Below are 18,289 nucleotides of genomic sequence, written 5' to 3'. Positions count from 1 at the left end.
AGGCGCATGCCGGAACAGGACGGCGCGATCTTCGCCACAACCCGGCGACACAGCCCTTGACCTGCGCGGACACCCGAACCGCGGGAGAGTGTCAGTGGTGGGGTGCACACTGGCCGATATCTGACGACTACCTGGACAACGGTGTCCCGGAGGTGATCGGCATGGCCGAGGTACTGCTCGCGGTGGGCACCCGCAAGGGCCTGTTCATCGGGCGGCGGCGGGGCGGCGGGCCCTGGGAGTTCGACGAGAGTCCTTACTTCAACGCGCAGGCCGTCTACTCGGTCGCGGTCGACACCCGGGGCGCCCGGCCCCGGGTGCTGGCGGGCGGCGACAGCGCCCACTGGGGCCCCTCGGTGTTCCACTCCGACGACCTCGGCCGCACCTGGACCGAACCGGCGCGGCCCGCGGTGAAGTTCCCCGGGGACACCGGCGCCTCCCTGGAGCGCGTCTGGCAGTTGCACCCGGCCGCCGCCGAGCCCGACGTGGTGTACGCGGGCACGGAACCGGCCGCGCTGTACCGCTCGGAGGACCGCGGCGAGAGCTTCGAGCTGGTCCGGCCGTTGTGGGAGCACCCGACCCGCGGGCGATGGGTTCCGGGTGGCGGCGGTGAGGGCCTGCACACGATTCTCACCGACGCCCGCGATCCGCGGTCCGTGACGGTGGCCGTCTCCACGGCGGGGGTGTTCCGCACGCGCGACGGCGGGGCGAGCTGGTCACCGGCCAACGCCGGGGTGTCCGCGGTCTTCCTGCCTGATCCGTACCCGGAGTTCGGCCAGTGCGTGCACAAGGTCGCCAGGGACGCGGGCGACCCGGACCGGCTGTATCTGCAGAACCACTGGGGGGTGTACCGCAGCGACGACGCGGGCGGGCGGTGGACCGACATCGGCGCGGACCTGCCGACCACCTTCGGGTTCGCGGTGGCCGCGCACCCCCACCGGGGCGACACGGCGTACGTCTTCCCGATCAACGCCGACGCCGACCGCGTGCCCGCCGAGCGCCGCTGCCGGGTCTTCCGCACCGTGGACGCGGGCGTGACCTGGGAGCCGCTGACCGAGGGTCTGCCGGCGGAGGACCACTACGGCACGGTCCTGCGGGACGCCCTGTGCACGGACGACTGCGACCCCGCCGGGGTGTACTTCGGCAACCGCAACGGCGAGGTGTTCGCCTCGGCCGACGACGGCGACAGCTGGCAGTCGCTGGCCACGCACCTGCCGGACGTGCTGTGCGTGCGGGCGGCGGTGGTCGGCTGACCGCGGGCAGGAGCGTTCACGAGCCCGGGGCCGACGGCTCGACCCGCGTCGGCGTGGCCGCGCGACCGTCCGCGCCCCCATGGTCGTGTCTCCGGGGCGACGTGCTGCGGCCCCGGGCCGGTCGGAGTCGGCGCGCGCCGTGGCCCCCAGCCTGGTCACCCGTCTCCAACGGCCAGGCGACCGCGCGCAGATGAGCATGTTCACAGCCGGCCGACTCCCATCCTCCTGACAGAAGCGCGGAGCCCGGACAGGCAGGCATTACGTTCCGTAACATGCTGCTCGGTATGTGGACAGTGGGGTGCGCCGTGGCCTGTGTATGCACCATCATCTTGCCGCGCGCCCACGCTGGGTGCATCCGCAACAACAGCAAGCGACGAACCGAGGGCCACGTGAGTAACGAAGCCGCATTACAAGGGACGCTGCAGCGGGTGTACAGCCATGTTTTGAACCATGACGCGGGACACGGCGTCCCGGCCACCGAGCTCGCCGCAGAGCTTCTGCTGCCTCAAGCGGAAGCCGGTGCCTGCGTCGAACATCTCCTGAGGATGGGGTTGTTGTGCCGCCACGCGGGCGACAGGCTCATAGCGGTGCCACCCGATCAAGCGGCGACCGACGTGCTCGGTCCGCTGGAACGTGACATGCGCACACAGCGTGCCCGGATAGAGAGGATGCGCAGAGAGTTCATCTCCTTCATGCCCGCGTTCGAGGCGAGCATGACGAACCATCAGCACCGAACTGGTGTCCAAGTGCTCGACAGCCTCGCCGACGTGCGTGCGGTGATCGACGATCTGGTGAGCCACTGCAAGGAGGAGATCCTCACCGCGCAGCCGGGGGGCGGACGCGAGGAGAGCGTTCTCGAGGAGGCCGCCCCCCGAGACAAGGAGGCCCTCGGCCGGGGCGTCCGCATGAAGATCCTGTACCAGCGCACGGCCCTCGTCAGCCGGGGCACCCACGTCTACATCGACCTGGTCACCGGCCTCGGCGCCCAGGTGCGCACCGTCAGCGACCGCTTCACGCGCATGCTGATCTTCGACCGGAAGATCGCGCTGATCGCCGTGCCGGGCAAGTCGCACGCGGCCGCCCTCATCGAGGAGCCGAACATGGTGGATTTCGTGGTGGGTACGTACGAGAGGCTGTGGCTGGCCGCCGAGCCGCTGCCGGTCGACATCGACACCCGGGCCGGGATCACCGACGGCCTCAAGCAGATGATCATCCGTCTCCTCACCGAGGGCATGACGGACGCCTCCATCGCCACCCGTCTGGGCATGTCCGTCCGCACCTGCCGACGTCACGTCGCTCAGATCATGGCCGAACTGGAAGCGCAGAGCCGCTTTCAGGCGGGCTATCTGCTGGCCGCCCGGGAGCGTATGGACACATGACGCCGGAAGGACCACGGCGCCGGTCCGGGACGGTTCGGGGCGGGCTCACACGTGCCCGTGTCCCGGACCGGCACGCTCGTGGGTCACCGCTCCAGCAGCTTGTGCGCTCCTTCCGGCAGCCGCAGATACACCAGCCCGGACAGCAGGCACAGCACGGCCACGTACCAGGGGAAGGTGCTGGGAACGCCCAGTTCCCTGAAGAGCGTTCCCATGTACGGGGCGGTCCCGCCGAAGAGCGCCACGGTGAGGGAGTACGGGAACCCGATGCCTGCGGCACGCACCCGGGCGGGGAAGACCTCGGCGTTCACGGCGGCCGCGATCGAGGAGTAACCGGTGAGGAGCAGCAGCCCGGCACACTGCACGAACAGCAGCGATGCGAAGGAGTCGGAGACCAGGTTCAGCAGAGGCACGCAGAGCACGGCGAAGCCGCCCGCGAAGCCGATGAGCATCGGGCGGCGGCCGATCCGGTCCGAGAGCATGCCGCCCAGCGGCTGCACCAGTGCGAAGAAGATCAGGGAGATGGTGCCGACCAGGAGCGACTGTCCCTTGTCGAAGCCCTCGTTGACCTGTGCGTACGTGGGCAGATAGGCGGTCCAGGTGTAGAAGGCGATGGTGCCGCCCATGGTGATGCCGCAGATCAGCAGAGACTCCCGGGGGCAGGTGCGCAGGGCCTCGAAGAGACCGGCGCGAGCGGTCGGCCGCACGTCGCTGCGGGTCTCCAGGGCGCCGTACCGGACCCACAGGCCGAGGAGGCTGAGTAACGCGCCGACGAGGAAGGGGATCCGCCAGCCCCACGCGTGCATCGAGTCGTCGTCGAGCGTGAGCACCATGAGCGCGGCCGTCCCCGAGGCCAGGATCTGCCCGGTGGTGGCGGAGACGTAGTGGAAGCTGGAGTACAGCCCGCGTCTGCCCGGCCCCGCCGACTCCACAAGGAACGTGGTGCTCGCCGCGAACTCCCCGCCCGCGGAGAGCCCTTGGAGCAGCCGGGCCAGCACCAGGATCACCGGGCCGAGGGCTCCCGAGGCCTCGTACGTGGGGGTGAGCGCCACCACGAGACAGCTGGCGCCCATCAGTAACAGGGTGGTGGTGAGCGCCGCGCGCCGGCCTTTGCGGTCGGCGACCGAGCCGAGCAGCAGACCGCCGAGGGGCCGGGCGAAGAACCCGACGGCGAAGACGGCGAACGTCGACAGGAGCGGCACCAGGGAGTTCTCCGCCCCCTGCGGGAAGATCTCGGCGGCGATGTAGACGGCCAGGAAGGTGTAGATGTGCCAGTCGTACCACTCCACGACGTTGCCGACGGATGCCGCGAGCAGTTGGCGGCCTCTTCGCGGGGGCGGGGAGGTGACGGACATGTCGTCCACCGCCGACCAGTAAGTCATGTGGGCTTCCCCGATCCATTGTCAGCAGTTCTGTAGGGAATTGGGACACGTTCCATGACGCCCGGGACCGCATTCCGGCGCGGCACCGCGGCGGGCTCCTCCGCCGGGGTCACCTCTCTGCGCCCGGGGTGGGCCCGGGCGGCCCGGGCGGCGCCAGCGCCACCGCGAGCCGAGTGAGTGCCTCACGCATCACGAGCTCGTCGTGCACCAGGGCGATTCGTATGTGCCCGGCCCCCGGGTTCACCCCGTCCGCTCCGGCGGCGGCCAGGTAGCGGCCGGGCATGACGGTGAGCGCGTGATGGCGCCAGAGGCGTCGGGCCGTCTCCTCGTCGTCCGCCACGGGAAGCCAGAGGAAGAAACCGGCTGCGGCCCTTCGGTAGTGGGGGACGTCCTTCAGCATCGCGTCCGCGAGCGCCCAGTTCCTGGCCAGCGACGCGCGGGCCACCGCCACATGCGCGTCGTCCGACCAGAGGGCGGTGGCGACGGCGTTGACGGGTGCCGGAGCCGAGACACCGCACACTCTGTTGTAGCCGGCGTAGGCGGCCACGGTCTCCGGGTCGCCGGCGGCGAAGCCACTGCGCAGTCCCGGCGCCCCCGACCGCTTGGACAGGCTGTGCAGCACGAGGAAGGGCCCGGGCGCGCCCAGGTCCCGCTCCACCGAGGAGAGGAACCCCGGTGGTGTCCGGTCGGGTGACAGGTCCGTGTAGCACTCGTCGACGATGAGCAGGGCCCCGGCCTCGGCGGCGGTCTTCGCCACCACGCTCAGGGCGTCCGCGGAGAGGATTTCGCCCCGGGGGTTGCCGGGGTTGCAGAGGACGACGGCGGCGACCCGTTCGCCCGCGGCGGCGACGGCCGCCGCGACGGGCGCCGGATCGCCGTCGTCGTCCAGGGTGTAGAAGACGGCTTCGGCGCCGGCCGCTTCGGCGCCGGCGCGGTACGTCGGGTAGAAGGGGTTCGGCATGACCACCGCAGGCGCTCCCCGGCCACGGGCACGCTCGACGGCACAGGCGACGGCCACCGCCACCGCCACCGCCTGCTTGGTACCCGGGGTGGGTTCGACGGCGATCCGCCCCTCGGCGAGACTGCGCCGGACCCCGAAGCGGCGCTCCAGCCACCGGCCGTACGCGTCGCGCAGCTCGGCGCTGCCTCCGAGCTGGGGATAGCGGGTCCAGTGCTCGGCGACGGCCAGCGGTGCCACGTCGATCGAGGGGGGACCCAGCCGGGACTCGCCCAGCTGGAGCGGGATCGGGTCGAGCCCCGGTGGCGCGGGTACGCCGTGGAGCAGATCGCGCAGGCGGGCGAATGCGCTGCGGACAGGCTTCATCGGTCAGTCTCGCACCAGATCGTTCAGTGCCGTCTTGCCCCGCGTCCGCTCGTCCGCGTACTTCACGATGACCGCGGCGTAGACCGAGAGTTCGGGTCGGCGGGGGTCGGTGCGCGAGCCGGGGACCACGACGGCGTTCTCGGGCACCTCGCCGTGGAACACCCGACCCGACGCCCGGTCCACGATGGGCGTCGAACGTCCCAGGAAGACGCCCATGCCGATGACCGCGCCGCGGCGGACCCGCACGCCTTCGGCGATCTCGCTGCGCGCCCCGATGAACACCTCGTCCTCGATGACGACGGGGTCGTCGCCGATCGGTTCGAGGACACCGCCGATCCCCGCGCCGCCGGAGATGTGGCAGCGTTCGCCGATCTGCGCGCAGGATCCCACCGTCGCCCAGGTATCGACCATGGTGCCGGCGCCGACGTACGCGCCGATGTTCACGAACGACGGCATCAGCACCGCTCCGGGCGCCACATGGGCCCCATGGCGGACTATCGCGCCGGGCACGACCCTGATCCGTGCCTTCTCGAAGTCGCTGTCCCGCCACCCCTCGAACTTGAGGGGTACCTTGTCGTAGCTCTTGGGCTGCCCGGCGCCGGACGTGGACGGCGCGTTGCTGTGGGTCAGGAACGAGAGCAAGATCAACTTCTTGACGAAAGTGTCGGTGATCCAGGCTCCGCCCACCGGGTTCGCGGCTCGCAGTTCGCCCCGGTCAAGGGCTTCCAGGCCGGTCTCGACGTGCGGCGCGAGCGTTCGCAGCTCGTCCTCGGTCAACGCGGTACGGCGCTCGAAGGCCTCTTCGATCAGCGTCCTGTTCTGCACACTATTCACCTTTGATTCGTGTGTCGCTCGGGTGCTCGTGGTGCCGGGACCGGCGGCCAGCCGCGCCGAGCACGGTCTCGGGCTGCCGGCGGACCGTGGCCAGGTAGTCCTCGAACCGCTCCGCCCGGCGGATCTCGACGACGTCGTCGTCCTCGGTCAGGAGCAGCTCGGCGGGCCGCAGGCGTCCGTTGTAGGTGAAACCCATGGCATGTCCGTGGGCACCGGTGTCGTGGATGAGGACGACGTCGCCCTCGCGTGGGTCGGGCAGCGAACGGTCGACCGCGAATTTGTCCATGTTCTCGCAGAGCGCCCCGACCACGTCGAACTCGGACTCGGGCCGCCCGGTGGCGAAGGGGAGGGTCACGTGGTGGTAGGCGCCGTAGAACCCGGGCCTCATGAGGGCGGACATCGAGGCGTCCACACCGACGATGTCGCGGGCCTTGCGGGAGCGGTTGATGACGCTCGCCACCAGGACTCCGTGCGGGCCGGTCACGTAGCGCCCGCACTCCATCAGGATCCGCGGGCCGTCCTGTCCGGGGAAGCAGCGCCGTCTCGCCGCCAGGATGGCGTCCGCGTAGTCCTGGAAGTCCAGCGGCTCGTCCTCCGGCCGGTACGGGATGCCCAGACCGCCTCCCACATTGAGGTAGTCGAAGGCGATACCGGTCGTGTCGGCGATCTGCGCGGCGAGTTCGATCACGTCGACGGCCGCCCGGCTCGCCCGGCGTACATCGAGTTCGTTGGCGCAGGTCATGCCGTGGATGCCGAAGCGGGTCGCGCCCCGGCGCCGCGCGTCCCGGTAGGCGTCGGGCAACTGGTCCACCGGCACGCCGAACTTGGTGTGCGCCGTGTCCCCCATCAGTGCCGAACCGGCGGAGAGGCCGTGGGGCGACACCCGGAAGGCGACGGTGTCGGGCAGGGTCTCGGTCTTGTCGAAGAAGGACCTGTCGTCGAAGGTGACCAGGGCCCCCGTCTTGAGGGCCAGGTCGTACTCGGCGCGAGCGGTGTTGTTCGACGTGAAGACCACGTCCCGGCCGGTCGCGCCCAGTCGTTCGGCCAGCTCCAGTTCGACCGGGGAGGCGCAGTCGAGGCCGCTTCCCTCACGCAGGAGCAGGGACAGCACATGCGGATTGGGCAGGGCCTTGACGGCGAAGTACTCACGGAAGGGCTCGTCGGCGAAGGCGGCGACCATGCCGCGGTAGGTATCGACGATCCCCCGTGCGTCGTAGATGTGGAACGGGGTTCCGTAGGCGGCGACGATGTCGCCGAGTACGGGCAGCAGCCGTTGGGCGAACCCATCCGATATGGGCAACTCTCCCCCTCGCTGTGATGGAAGCCGGTGACGGCCGCTGTCAGGGCACCCGCGCGATGCAGACCGTGCGGTTGCGCGGTCCGCTGAGCGGGCGGTCGTAGGAGAAGTAGTAGCTCTCCACGGGTACGTAACCGACGGAGGCCAGGGCGTCCTGGAGGTAGTCCTTGGAGATGAACCAGAAGTCCGCCACCCGCTCGTGCGGAGCGAAGTCCGCCTCGGGGTCCTGTGGCGCGTCGTTGGAGAACACCAGGTGCGCCCCGGCCTTCAGCTCCAGTTGCTCCAGCTTGCCGAGGGCGGGCCCTACGTGGTCCTTCGTGTCGAAGACGTGGCCGAGGAACCCGTCGGCGTAGACGGCGTCCGTGTCACGCATGTCCTCGGGCCGGAGGGCGAAGTAGTCGGCGGTGAAGGCGTCCACGCCCTTCTGCCGGGCGAGTGCGACCGCCTCTTCGTTGACGTCGATCCCGCGGACGGTCCGGTCGCGGGCCGCGAGCACACCCTCGACGGCCGCGTTCCCGCAACCGAGGGAGAATACGCTTCCCCCCTCCTGGGTCAGGGCGAGCAGTTTGTCCACCATGTGGGAGCGGTATTCGGGTATGTAGGTCGACGGGGTGACGGAGTCGTTGAACGCTCCGCCGTTCTCCCAGATGGCGTAGATGTTCGTCGTCTCCTCGCCCACGGAGCGCTGCGATGTGTAGTAGTCGCGGACCAGGTTCAGGTTCTGGGTCGTCTGCGTCATCTGCCTAGCTCCTCGCTGAGGTGGTGGACGTGCCGGGGACGTAGATGTGCTCTTGCGTGTACTCGATGGATTTGGCCGGCAGTCGGCGCAGTTCCTCGACCAGTGGTCGCAGGGGGGCGAGGGTGGCCGGTCCGAAGGCCTGGTGCAGTGCGGCTGCGGGCTTCGCCCGGCCGGCGAGCAGCGCGTCGGCCAGCACCCGGGCCAGGGACCGCAGCCCCGCGAGGACGACCTGGGAGTCACCCGTCAGCCGGGGGCCGTTCTCCTCTTCGAGTGCGAGGGCGCCCAGTTGGACGAAGTAGGAGAGCTGGAGGAACATGCCGTCGCTGTCGGGGAAGTGCCCGAAGCCGCGGTCCGCGTAGCGCAGGCATTCCGCGAGGTAGTAGGCGATGACGTCGGCCTGGGCGATGCCGAGCTCCGCGGCCCACACGTCGGCGAGGATCAGGACGCCGAAGACGTCGGCGGCGACCTCCTGGAGGACCACGGAGGCCCAGCGGTCGGCGGCGTTCAGCTCTTTGAAATCGGTGGCCGGACGGTGCACGAAGTGCCCGAGTTCGTGGCTGAGGACGCCGAGCGTGGGAATGGCGTCGAACCGCTCGTCGGTCGGGTCGAACTTGACGTCGGTGTTCAGGAACCTGGCGGCCAGCGGGGCGGAGATGTTCTCCAGGACCGCCCGGTGCGTATTGGTGAAGTAGTAGGTCTTCTTGAAGGGCGAGTACTTGACTCCCTCGTCCTCGGGGAGGAAGTAGGCGATGTGCTTGGGGTGCAGATTGCCTTCCCCCGCCATGAAGAACAGTCGCGCGGCGCCGAAGGCCGGCAGATCACCGACCCGGAGGTCGGCGTGGAGGCCGCGCAGATAGGCGGCGACCTCCTCGTCGGCGCCGAGGGCGGCCGTCACCAGGGACTGGTGCGCCTCGTCGCTACGGCAGGCGAAAGCCGTCGGCAGGCCCTTGACCTCTTTGCCGTACCAGGTGGAGACCTGTCCGGCGACGACGGTGAAGTCCTCCTGGAGTGCGGCCAGTTCCCGCAGGATGTCGTCGTCGTACCCGTGCTGGACGGCCTGCGCCCGCAGGGTGACGGCTCGGCGGTCGGCGTGGCCGGGCAGGTACTCGGCGATCCGGCGCATCGCCTCGGCGACGGGCAGCGGCTGGTTGAACCGCCGGCGGGCGGGAATGCCGACTTCCTTCACGCGCTTCCACTCCGCCTCGATCTCGTCCTTGAGGTCGGCGAGGCCGCGGAGGAACCCGTCACCGAGGTCGGGTGTGGTGCCGGCGAAGTTCAGGCAGGACAGCTCGTACTTGGCGACCGGGGGCCAGAACGCGCTGCGGTGGCCGCGGTACGAACCCGCCCGGCTCAGGTTGGTCCCGTAGTCGAACCGGTCGGCTGAGGTCTTTTCAGACACGCGTATCTCCCAACTTCAGAGCGACATCAGTGAGCGTCGACGGGTGCTCCGGCGTGACCGGGCCCGTCGGGCGTGCCGGGCCCGCGCGGTCGCGCCGGCCCGGAGCGCTTGCGTAGCCGGCGGTTCCGATGGCCCGCACAGCTGTCCGCGGGATGTCCGGGCCTGCACTCCTACGCCTCGCGGAGCGTGCGGGCGCCGCCGAGCGGACCGGGGGAGACACGCCTGGGTGCGGCCGTGGGGGCGCCGGTCATACGGGGGCCCGACTCTTGTGGTCCTCCAGCACCAGAGCGGCGCCCTTCTCCCCGATCATCATGCTGGCGGCGTTGGTGTTGCCGGACACCAACGTCGGCATGACGGAGGCGTCGATCACGCGCAGTCCGTGGATCCCGTGCACCCGGAGCCGTTCGTCGACGACCGCCATCGGGTCGTTGCCCATGCGGCACGTTCCGACCGGGTGGTAGGAGGTGTCACCGTGGGCACGGGCGTAGGCGAGGAGTTCGTCGTCCGTGCGCACGTCGCTGCCGGGCGTCAGCTCGAAGGCCCGGTAGGGGTCGAGGCCGGGCTGTTCGATGATGAGGCGTGCGATGCGCATTCCCTCGACGAGTCTGGTGCGGTCGTCGTCCGTGTCGAGGAATCGCGGCCGGATCGACGGTGCCGTCAGCGGGTTGCGCGAGCGGATGTGGACGGAGCCGCGGGACTCCGGGCGCAGCGCGTACACGCCGAGGGTCATCCCGGGTGAGGTGTCCAGCCTTCTGCTGGCCCCCTCGCCGTAGCTGGCCGGAGCGAAGTGGAATTGCACGTCGGGCCGCTCCTCCCGCTCCGAGGTCCGGACGAATCCGAAGCCGAGGGCGATCGGCAGGCTGAGCAGACCGCGGCGGGTGCGCGCGTACTCGACGACCTCCCGCACGAGGCCGAGTCCCCGGGAGCGCTCGTTGAAGGTGATCGGCCGGCGCACCCGCCATCTCAGCCGGGCGGCGAAGTGGTCCCTGAAGTTCTCGCCGACACCGGGCACATGGCGCACCACCGGTACCCCGGCAGCGCCGAGGACGTCGGCGGAACCGATGCCGGACAACTCCAGGAGCTGCGGCGACTGGACGGTCCCGGCGCTGACGATGACCTCACGGCCGCAGTCCGCCTCGTGGTCGGCGCCGTTGTGCCGGTAGCGCACACCGACGCAGCGGGTTCCGTCGAAACGGAGGCCGGAGACGTGCGCGTCGGTGACGAGTGTGAGGTTCGGCCGCCGCCGTGCCTCCTTGAGGTAGGTCCGGCCGGCGGAGGAGCGTCGGCCGTCTTCGTGGTTGACCTGGTAGTAGCCGAAGCCTTCCTGGTCGCCCGAGTTGTAGTCCGGGTTCTCCTGGTAGCCGGCTTTGACGGCCGCGGCGAGGAAGGCGTCGCAGAGTTCGTCCCGCTCACGGGGCAGTGCCACGGAGATGGGGCCGGTGCGTCCCCGGCTCTCGCCCCCGATCTGCGGGGCGCGTTCCATGCTGCGGAAGTACGGCAGGACGCCGTCCCACGACCAGCCGGGGTTGCCGAGGCGCTCCCATTCGTCGTAGTCCTGGCGTTGGCCACGGACGAAGATCATGCCGTTGATCGCGTTGGAGCCGCCGAGGAGACGGCCACGGGGGATGCTGACACTACGGCCGTCGATGGTGGGGTCGGCGTCCGTCTCGAAGCACCAGTCGTAGCGGGGATTGCCCATCAGCACGGTCTCGGCCGCGGGGATGGTGAGCAGGGGGCTGCGTCGTTCGCGCCCCGCTTCCAGCAGCAGCACGCTGATGGCCGGGTTCTCGGTCAGCCTGCCGGCCAGTACGGATCCCGCGGCGCCGGAGCCGACGATGATGTAGTCGTGCCTGCGCATGCCGGGCGCGGTCACGAGACCGTCCCCGCCTGCGTCTGGGGCCGTCGGCCGGTGACGGTGGTGCGGTGCATCAGCCTGCGGTGGGCCACGTGGTCGTAGTACGTGGCGCGGTGCATGGCGCTGCGGTTGTCCCACAGGATGATGTCACCCGGCCGCCACTTGTGGCGGTAGGTGAAGCGGGGCTGGACGGAGAACTCCTGGAGGAAGGTGACCAGGGGCGCGCTCTCCTCCTCGGGCATCCCCTCGATGCGCCAGGGTACGTTGCCGCCCGCGTAGACGGCTTTGCGTCCACTGACCTCGTGGACGCGGACGAGGGGCTGCGAGACGTCGACCCATTCGGCCCGCTCCTCGGCGGTGGGGGCCGGCCGGTCGGGGTAGTTGTAGGGCCGCGACTGCACCCGGCTGATGATGACCTTGAGGTCGTCGATGCGTTCCTTGACTCTCTCCGGCAACGCCTCGTAGGCGGCGATCATGTTGCCGAACCAGGTGTCGCCGCCCACGGGCGGAACCTCGCGTGCGTAGAGCATGGAGCCGACGGGGGGTTCGGTGAGGTAGTGCCCGTCGGTGTGCCACACACGTCCGCTGTAGGCCGAGCCGATCGGTTTTCCGTCCCGTGTGACGTTCGAGAGGATGAGGATCTCGGGGTGATCTTCATGGTTGAATTTCGAACGGGTGTAGGTGTAGATCTCACCGAACCGTTCGGTGAAGGCGATGTGCTGGGACGGCGTCATGGACTGACCACGAAAGAGCAGCACGGTCGTGTCGATCCAGGCCTGATATATACGGTCGAAATCCCGGTCCGAAATACCACCGGCGACATCGACTCCCCGGACTTCCGTTCCGATACCATCAGTGATCGGTATCAGTTCGAGCATGAACGAACTCCCTTTGCGTGGCCGGGATTACTGGTGAGGTTTTCACCGCCGTCAGCGGACGGAGACCTTGTACGTGTCCACCCAGTTCCGCATCTCGACGAGCTGGATCAGGAGGGCCGCCGGGTTGGAGCCGCCGGGCAGTTCCGAATCCAGCTCGTCGGCGGTGATCCGCTGGATCAGACCGTTCATTCGCTCCGTGTCGAACATCCAGGCCAGTGACGAGGCCTTGTCATTGACGATCCAGGACGCCTCACGAATGAGCGTCCGGTCGTACTCGGGATTCTGCACGTGCGGATAGGCGCTCTTCTTACGGTTGACCGTACTCGCCGGAAGGATGTCGGCCATCGCGGCCTTGAGAAGGCCCTTCACGCCGCCCCGGGATTTCATCGACCAGGGGACGTTCCAGACGTATTCGACGAGCCGGTGATCGCAGAAGGGAACCCGTACGTCCAGTCCGACGGACATGCTCATGCGTTCCTTGCGGTCGAGGATCACCGCGAGCGGGCCGGAGAGACCGAGGAAGAACATCTCCCGCATGCGCGCGTTCTCCGCGTCCTCGCCGGGAAGCCGCGGCACCTCGGAGATCAGTTGGGAGTACCGGGCACGCTCGTCCTCCTCCGGGTCGACCAGCGAGGTGATCTCCGGTGAGAGGTAGTCCGAGAGCTTCGGGCCGTTGCCCAGCCACGGGAAGTGGCCGCCGCGGATCAGGTCCTGCTTGAAGAAGTACGGATATCCGCCGAAGACCTCGTCCGCCGCCTCACCGGTCAGAGCCACGGTGCAGCCGCTGCGCATCCGCTGGAAGAGCAGGTACATCGATGCGTCGAACTGGCCCCAGCCCGGCAGGTCCCGGGCCCGCCGGGTGGCGGGGATGACGTCGAGGAGGTCCTGGGTCGTCGCGGTCAGCGTGGTGTGACGGCTGCCGATGAACTCCGCCGCGGCCGCGGCGTACGGAGCGTCGATGTCCGGCCGCAGCTCGGTCGCCACCCAGTGCGCCGGGTCGCTCTCGAACTGGACGCAGTAGGTCTCCAGTGCCCGGTCCGGCGCTTCCTCGCGCAGCGCCCGCATGGCCAGCGCGGCTACGGAGGTCGAGTCGATGCCGCCGGAGAGCATGGCGCCGAGCGGGACGCCCGTGGTGAGCTGCCGGCCGACCGTGTCCTCCAGCAGTTCCCGGACGTGGCGCGCGGTCTCCTCGAAGGAATCGTGGTGCGGCCGGCTGGTGAGCCGCCAGTACCGCCGCCGGGACAGCCCCGCCTCCGCACAGGTGACGAGGGTGGCGGGCGGTACCTCGGCCAGGCCCGCCAGCGGGGTCTCGCCGGGCAGGGCGAGACGCGGCTGCAGCACGACGGGCAGTGAGGTGATGTCCAGCCGCGCCTCGAAGAGCGGGTTGGCCATGATGCCTTTGGGCTCGGAGGCGAAGAGGACGCCGTCGGAGTGCTCGTAGTAGTAGAGGGGTTTCACGCCCAGGCGGTCGCGCCCCAGCACCAGCCGCTGTGCCCGCACGTCCCAGATCGCGAACGAGAAGGCGCCGTTCACCCGGGTGACGAACTCGCTCCCCCACAGCAGGAAAGCGTGCCCCAGAAGTTCGGCGGTGGAGCCGGTCCTGAGCGCCTCCCCCGAGTTCTCGATGTCCCGGGCCAGATCCCGCGAGTTGTAGATCTCGCCGGTGTGGGCCACCACCACGGTGCCCCGGCCCGTCTCGAGACGCAGGGGCTGGGTTCCGTTCACCGGTCCCGCGGTGGAAAGGCCACGGTGCCCGAGTGCGGCATTGCAGGAAATCCAGACCCCCTTGGTGTCGGGGCCGCGCTCGCGCATGGTGTCCGTCATCGCATGGATGACTTCCTCATACTTGACGAGATCACGCCGGAAGTCGATCCAGCCCACAAGGCCACTCATTCGATCACATCCTAGGTCAGTGCTGCACATCCGACTCGGAGCGGAATTACCCGGGAGTTGACACCACGATGAGCCGTGCCGTTTCAGCCCCAGCCGGTGTCCTTCGCAGCGCTCCGCGCCGGTCGGTTACGCGAGGCGCCCACCGCGCCCCCCGCAGCAACCACCGCCACCGCCATAGGATTCACGAGAAACTTACGGAAGTGCATACCCACAGCAACCTTCATTCGTTCCGTCGCTCGGTTTCCTCGGCCACCGCGTCCTCCGTCGAGACCCTGCGGGCCGACAGGCATCAGATTGGCAGGTCACACACAAGAACGGGATGGCCACGAGTGAACAGCAAGCTGCATGGCAGCATGCTGACTCAAGAAAGTACGACACCAAATCGGTACATACGTAGTGCTCGCCGACTCCGCAGGAATGCGCCGCCAGTGGGCGTACCGCGATACCTGAGTGAGGCGCCGGCATCGAGGATTTCACAATGAATTAGCCAGGACGTAAAGATCAGGTCTGTGTCATCGGGAGAGATCGCCCAACAGGGCCCGTTCGAGGAGCCCGACGGGCGGCATACCCAGCGCCAGCAGAGCGTCGTGGAACCGCCGGTGTGTGTAGCCCCTTCCCCACCGCTCCCGCGCTCTGCCGCGCACCCGCTGGATCTCCAGTTTCCCCAGCGTGTAGCGTCCGTACGTCGGCTCGACGGTGCCGCGCCGGGCCTCGCCGAGCGCCGCCGTTCCCCGGAGGAACGCGTCGGCCTCGAAGCGCGCGGCGGCCTCTTCCACCCGCATCGCACCCGTGTGCAGGCCGATCGAACAGGCCAGCCGGGTCACCCGGAGCAGCGCCTCGACGGCCATGCCGATGACATACAACGGGTCACCGTCACGGAAGCGTTCCTCGGCGAAGAGTTCCTCGGCGTAGTGGGCCCATCCCTCGACGAACGCGGGAGACTCCAGGGACCGCCGCACGTCACCGGTGAGCCCGCGCAGCACCCGCCCGTGCGCGTAGTGGCCGGGGGTGACCTCGTGCACGGTGATCGCCGGCAGCGAGGTGCGGCTGAACACGGCGAGCCACTCCTCGGCCTCCTCAGCGGACCAGTCCGGATGCGGGGGAACGACGTAGTACCAACTCGGGGCATCGGCTTCGTACGGCGCCGACCAGGACATCATCGCCTGGGCGAACGCCCTCGAAGGCGGTGCCGGCCCGACCTTGCAGACGCCTCCGGGCGCACCGATGAGGTCCCTGTCCAGGGCGAAGGCGGTGACCTCGTCGATCAGGGCCGCGGCCTCCGCGAAGACGCCCTCGGCTGTGGACGGATGGTCGCGCAACAGGGCCGGCACCACGTGCGCGGGCCGCTCGCCCGGGGCGTACCTGCCGACGGCCTCCTCCAGGAGCGCCCACAGCCTCGCCCGCTCTCGCTCCGCCGTCTCGGTCAGTTCCGCGACGTCGAAGTCTGTTCCCTCGCCCGCGCCGAGCAGCCGCAGGAACAGACCGGTGCCAAGGGCCGCCGACGGGTCGCCCTCCCGGGCGGCCGCTTCGACGTGCGCGGCGAGCCGGTCGGCGGCGGCACGGGCCCTCGGGTCGTCGATCCCTGCCCGCAGGCCCCGTACGGCCGCCAGCGACGCGGTCGCCACCGGCGCGGGAACGCGGTCCAGCGACGTGACGGCGTTGTCCACGGCCTCCGGCCACGCCGCGAGGTGGAGTTCCCTGGCCCGGTGGCGCTCCTGCGGCGACGCGTACTCCCGGTCGTAACACGCGACGTCCATGGCTCTGACGTGCAGGAGCGGGTCCCGCCTGTGCACCTCCGCCTCCTCGAACCAGGCCCGCAGCCCGTCCTCGTGAACCTTCATCACCGCGGCGTCGAAGGGATCGTCGGGCAGCGGGCCGCCGCCCAGGTCCCGGAGGGCCGCCGCCACCCCGGCCGGTGAGAGGTCCTGGACGCGGCCGTCGTACTCATGAAGCCCGACGTATTCACGTGCCTTCGCGTAGTCGAGTTCCAGCGCGGCTCGGACGCGGAGATCAGCGAGGTCGGCCACTGGTCGTCCCTTCCAGGTCGAACGGAATCTGCCAACGGGTGGTGCGCTCCGGACCGGGCGCCAGGAAAACGAGCCGACGGCCGGCGAGTTCTCAGCGCGACGACGCCGTCCCCACGGGCTCGGAGGAACGGGCGTTGACGACGGCGTTGCGGACGAACAGCAGGCTGAGCAGTCCGGGTCCGCCGGCCAGTACGACCATGACGAGGACCATCGCCGTGTACTGACCCGAGCCGAGGAGAGGTCCGGCGATCACCGAGCCGACCGGCAGGGCGCTCAGCATCAGCGTCCGCATCAGGGTCATCGTCCGGCCGCGCAGGGCCTCCGGGGTGCGCTCGTACCGCACCGCCTGGGAGGAGACGACCAGCACGGCCGCCGGGATGCCGCAGACCACCTGGCCCACGAGGACCAGTGCCGGATGCGCGCCGAGCAGGAACAGCAGTCCGGCACCGGCGACGAGTTGCAGCACGCCGATCCTCAGCATGGGGCGCACGGCGGGCGGGATGAGACCGGCGAGGACCGATCCGGCCATCTCCGCACAGGCCAGTACGCCGACCAGGATGCCCAGCATGGTGGCGCCACCGGGCAGCCGTTCGTGCGCCAGCCACGGCTGCGCCACGATCAGCATGCCCATGGCAACGTTGAAGGTCGTGAACGCGACGGTGATGACCAGCATGACCCGGTCGGTGCGCAGGAACGTCACCACCGGCGCCCAGGCGCCCCGGCCGGCACCGGAACCGGCGCCGGCCACCGTGTGCCCGGGCTTGTCCAGCCTCGCCTTCATGCCCAGTACGGCCAGGGCGAAGGCGAAGTAACTGACCGCGTCCACCGCGAGCACCCAGTTCACCCCGATCAGCGGGATCAGCGCTCCGCCGATCGCCGGGCCGAGCAGCCCCGCCGCGTTGGTGGCTATGGATTCGAGGGCGATCGCCGTACTGAGGTGACGCTTCGGTACGAGGTCCGGGATGACGGTCGGGATGATCCCGATGGGCAGGATCTTGAGCAGACCGTAGACGGCGGCCACCGCGTAGAGGTGCCACATCGACAGAAGGCCGCTCAGGGCGAGCAGGGGGACGCTCAGCATCACCGCGCCCCGGACCGTGCAGTCGGCCACCAGCAGCTTCCGACGGGAGAAACGGTCGATGATCTTCCCGGCCAGCAGCCCGCCGACGACGATCGGGCTGGAATAGCACAGCCCCAGGATCGTCAGACTGCCCGCGCCGCCGGTCGTGACCGCAAGCCACGACATGGCGATCCAGCTCGCGCCGTCACCGATCAGGCTGACCAGCGCGCCGACCCACAGAATGCGGTAGTCGGCGATGCGCAGCACCGTCAGATACGTCTTCACAGTCTTCCTCTTCCGGTGCGTGTCACAGGCCTTCCGGAGACGAACCGGCCCGGTTCAGGACTCGCGCGTGGCACCGATTCCCACGAAACACATCAGGGCCGGTTCGTCGCCCCGGTTGTGCCAGGCGTGGCGGGTCCCCTGCTGCACGACGCAGGTACCGGGTGTCAGCAGGACTTCCCGGCCGTCGTCCAGTTCCAGGTACAACTCGCCTTCGAGGCAGATGCCGTAGTCGAGGGTGTCGGTGGTGTGCAGACCGGGGCGGTCCGGCTCGTCCCCGTCCGTCAGCCCGGGGAGCTTCTCCGCGACCTCGGCCGCGAGGCTCTCCGGGTCGCCGACGGGCTCGGCGACGGACGACCGCGGCGCGTACCGGGCCAGCAGCAGGCGCGTGCCGCCCGCACCCGGGAAGAACGGAAGGGTCCTCGGCTGACGGGGGCCGGTGCCCACGGTGGTGCCGCCGTCCTCGGTGCCCCAGAGCAGGTAGAACTCGATTCCCGGGGCCGCGGCGACGCTGATCGGGGCCGGCTGCCCGTCGCCGGCCACCACCGAACTGCCGTCGCTCCGGCGTTCGGTGACGACGAGGCGGGGTTGGATGGTCATCGGTCTGTGCTCCTACGGGTCCGGTGGTGACTGGTCAGGGAGGGTCCGGGTCGGGCGGGCCTCACCGTTCGCGCCCGACGTGCGCCGTGGCCC

14 protein-coding genes are annotated in these 18,289 nt (G+C 69.7%); 2 read left to right on the top strand and 12 right to left on the bottom strand.

Going from position 1 to position 18,289, the window contains the following annotated elements; all coding sequences use genetic code 11:
* The first annotated feature begins 161 nt into the window (after positions 1-161).
* Positions 162-1,250 carry an exo-alpha-sialidase gene (locus tag AB0B40_RS16050; RefSeq protein WP_345054779.1) on the top strand — a complete coding sequence of 363 codons (1,089 nt, stop codon included), beginning with the start codon at positions 162-164 and terminating at the stop codon, positions 1,248-1,250.
* Between the two features lie 272 nt (positions 1,251-1,522).
* The gene (locus AB0B40_RS16045; protein WP_362264132.1) at positions 1,523-2,629 is read left to right on the top strand and encodes a helix-turn-helix transcriptional regulator; all 1,107 of its coding nucleotides are present in this window, start codon (positions 1,523-1,525) and stop codon (positions 2,627-2,629) included.
* Positions 2,630-2,712: 83 nt separating this feature from the next.
* On the opposite strand, the gene AB0B40_RS16040 is transcribed toward AB0B40_RS16045, so the two are convergent.
* The 12 genes from AB0B40_RS16040 to AB0B40_RS15985 form a co-directional block, all read right to left on the bottom strand.
* Positions 2,713-4,008, bottom strand: a complete 1,296-nt coding sequence (locus tag AB0B40_RS16040) for an MFS transporter (protein ID WP_345054774.1) — start codon at positions 4,006-4,008, stop codon at positions 2,713-2,715.
* A gap of 109 nt (positions 4,009-4,117) precedes the next feature.
* Positions 4,118-5,332, bottom strand: a complete 1,215-nt coding sequence (locus AB0B40_RS16035) for an aminotransferase class I/II-fold pyridoxal phosphate-dependent enzyme (protein ID WP_362264131.1) — start codon at positions 5,330-5,332, stop codon at positions 4,118-4,120.
* Between the two features lie 3 nt (positions 5,333-5,335).
* Positions 5,336-6,157 carry a 2,3,4,5-tetrahydropyridine-2,6-dicarboxylate N-succinyltransferase gene (locus AB0B40_RS16030; protein ID WP_345054768.1) on the bottom strand — a complete coding sequence of 274 codons (822 nt, stop codon included), beginning with the start codon at positions 6,155-6,157 and terminating at the stop codon, positions 5,336-5,338.
* A gap of 1 nt (position 6,158) precedes the next feature.
* The gene (locus AB0B40_RS16025) at positions 6,159-7,466 is read right to left on the bottom strand and encodes a diaminopimelate decarboxylase (RefSeq protein WP_362264130.1); all 1,308 of its coding nucleotides are present in this window, start codon (positions 7,464-7,466) and stop codon (positions 6,159-6,161) included.
* 40 nt (positions 7,467-7,506) lie between these two features.
* Positions 7,507-8,202: a methyltransferase domain-containing protein gene (locus AB0B40_RS16020; RefSeq protein WP_362264129.1), complete on the bottom strand. Its 696-nt coding sequence runs from the start codon at positions 8,200-8,202 to the stop codon at positions 7,507-7,509.
* 4 nt (positions 8,203-8,206) lie between these two features.
* Complete coding sequence (locus AB0B40_RS16015) at positions 8,207-9,601, bottom strand: hypothetical protein (protein ID WP_362264128.1); 1,395 nt, start codon at positions 9,599-9,601, stop codon at positions 8,207-8,209.
* A 247-nt stretch (positions 9,602-9,848) separates the two neighbouring features.
* A complete protein-coding gene (locus tag AB0B40_RS16010) occupies positions 9,849-11,474 on the bottom strand; it encodes a GMC family oxidoreductase N-terminal domain-containing protein (protein ID WP_362264127.1) in 1,626 nt (541 codons plus the stop codon).
* The gene (locus AB0B40_RS16005; protein WP_345054756.1) at positions 11,471-12,334 is read right to left on the bottom strand and encodes a TauD/TfdA family dioxygenase; all 864 of its coding nucleotides are present in this window, start codon (positions 12,332-12,334) and stop codon (positions 11,471-11,473) included. Before AB0B40_RS16005 ends, AB0B40_RS16010 begins: the two co-directional genes overlap by 4 nt.
* Before the next feature lie 51 nt (positions 12,335-12,385).
* A complete protein-coding gene (gene asnB, locus AB0B40_RS16000) occupies positions 12,386-14,227 on the bottom strand; it encodes an asparagine synthase (glutamine-hydrolyzing) (protein ID WP_362264126.1) in 1,842 nt (613 codons plus the stop codon).
* Positions 14,228-14,739: 512 nt separating this feature from the next.
* Positions 14,740-16,254 carry a DUF885 family protein gene (locus AB0B40_RS15995; RefSeq protein WP_345054751.1) on the bottom strand — a complete coding sequence of 505 codons (1,515 nt, stop codon included), beginning with the start codon at positions 16,252-16,254 and terminating at the stop codon, positions 14,740-14,742.
* 91 nt (positions 16,255-16,345) lie between these two features.
* The gene (locus AB0B40_RS15990; RefSeq protein WP_362264125.1) at positions 16,346-17,599 is read right to left on the bottom strand and encodes an MFS transporter; all 1,254 of its coding nucleotides are present in this window, start codon (positions 17,597-17,599) and stop codon (positions 16,346-16,348) included.
* A gap of 54 nt (positions 17,600-17,653) precedes the next feature.
* Positions 17,654-18,196: a cupin domain-containing protein gene (locus AB0B40_RS15985; protein WP_362264124.1), complete on the bottom strand. Its 543-nt coding sequence runs from the start codon at positions 18,194-18,196 to the stop codon at positions 17,654-17,656.
* Positions 18,197-18,289 lie beyond the last annotated feature (93 nt).

This window comes from Streptomyces sp. NPDC042638 (genome assembly GCF_040647235.1).
Taxonomy (GTDB): Bacteria; Actinomycetota; Actinomycetes; order Streptomycetales; family Streptomycetaceae; genus Streptomyces; species Streptomyces rameus.
The sequence above is the reverse complement of the archived record's forward strand: the minus strand, read 5'-3'. Positions and strand labels throughout refer to the sequence as shown.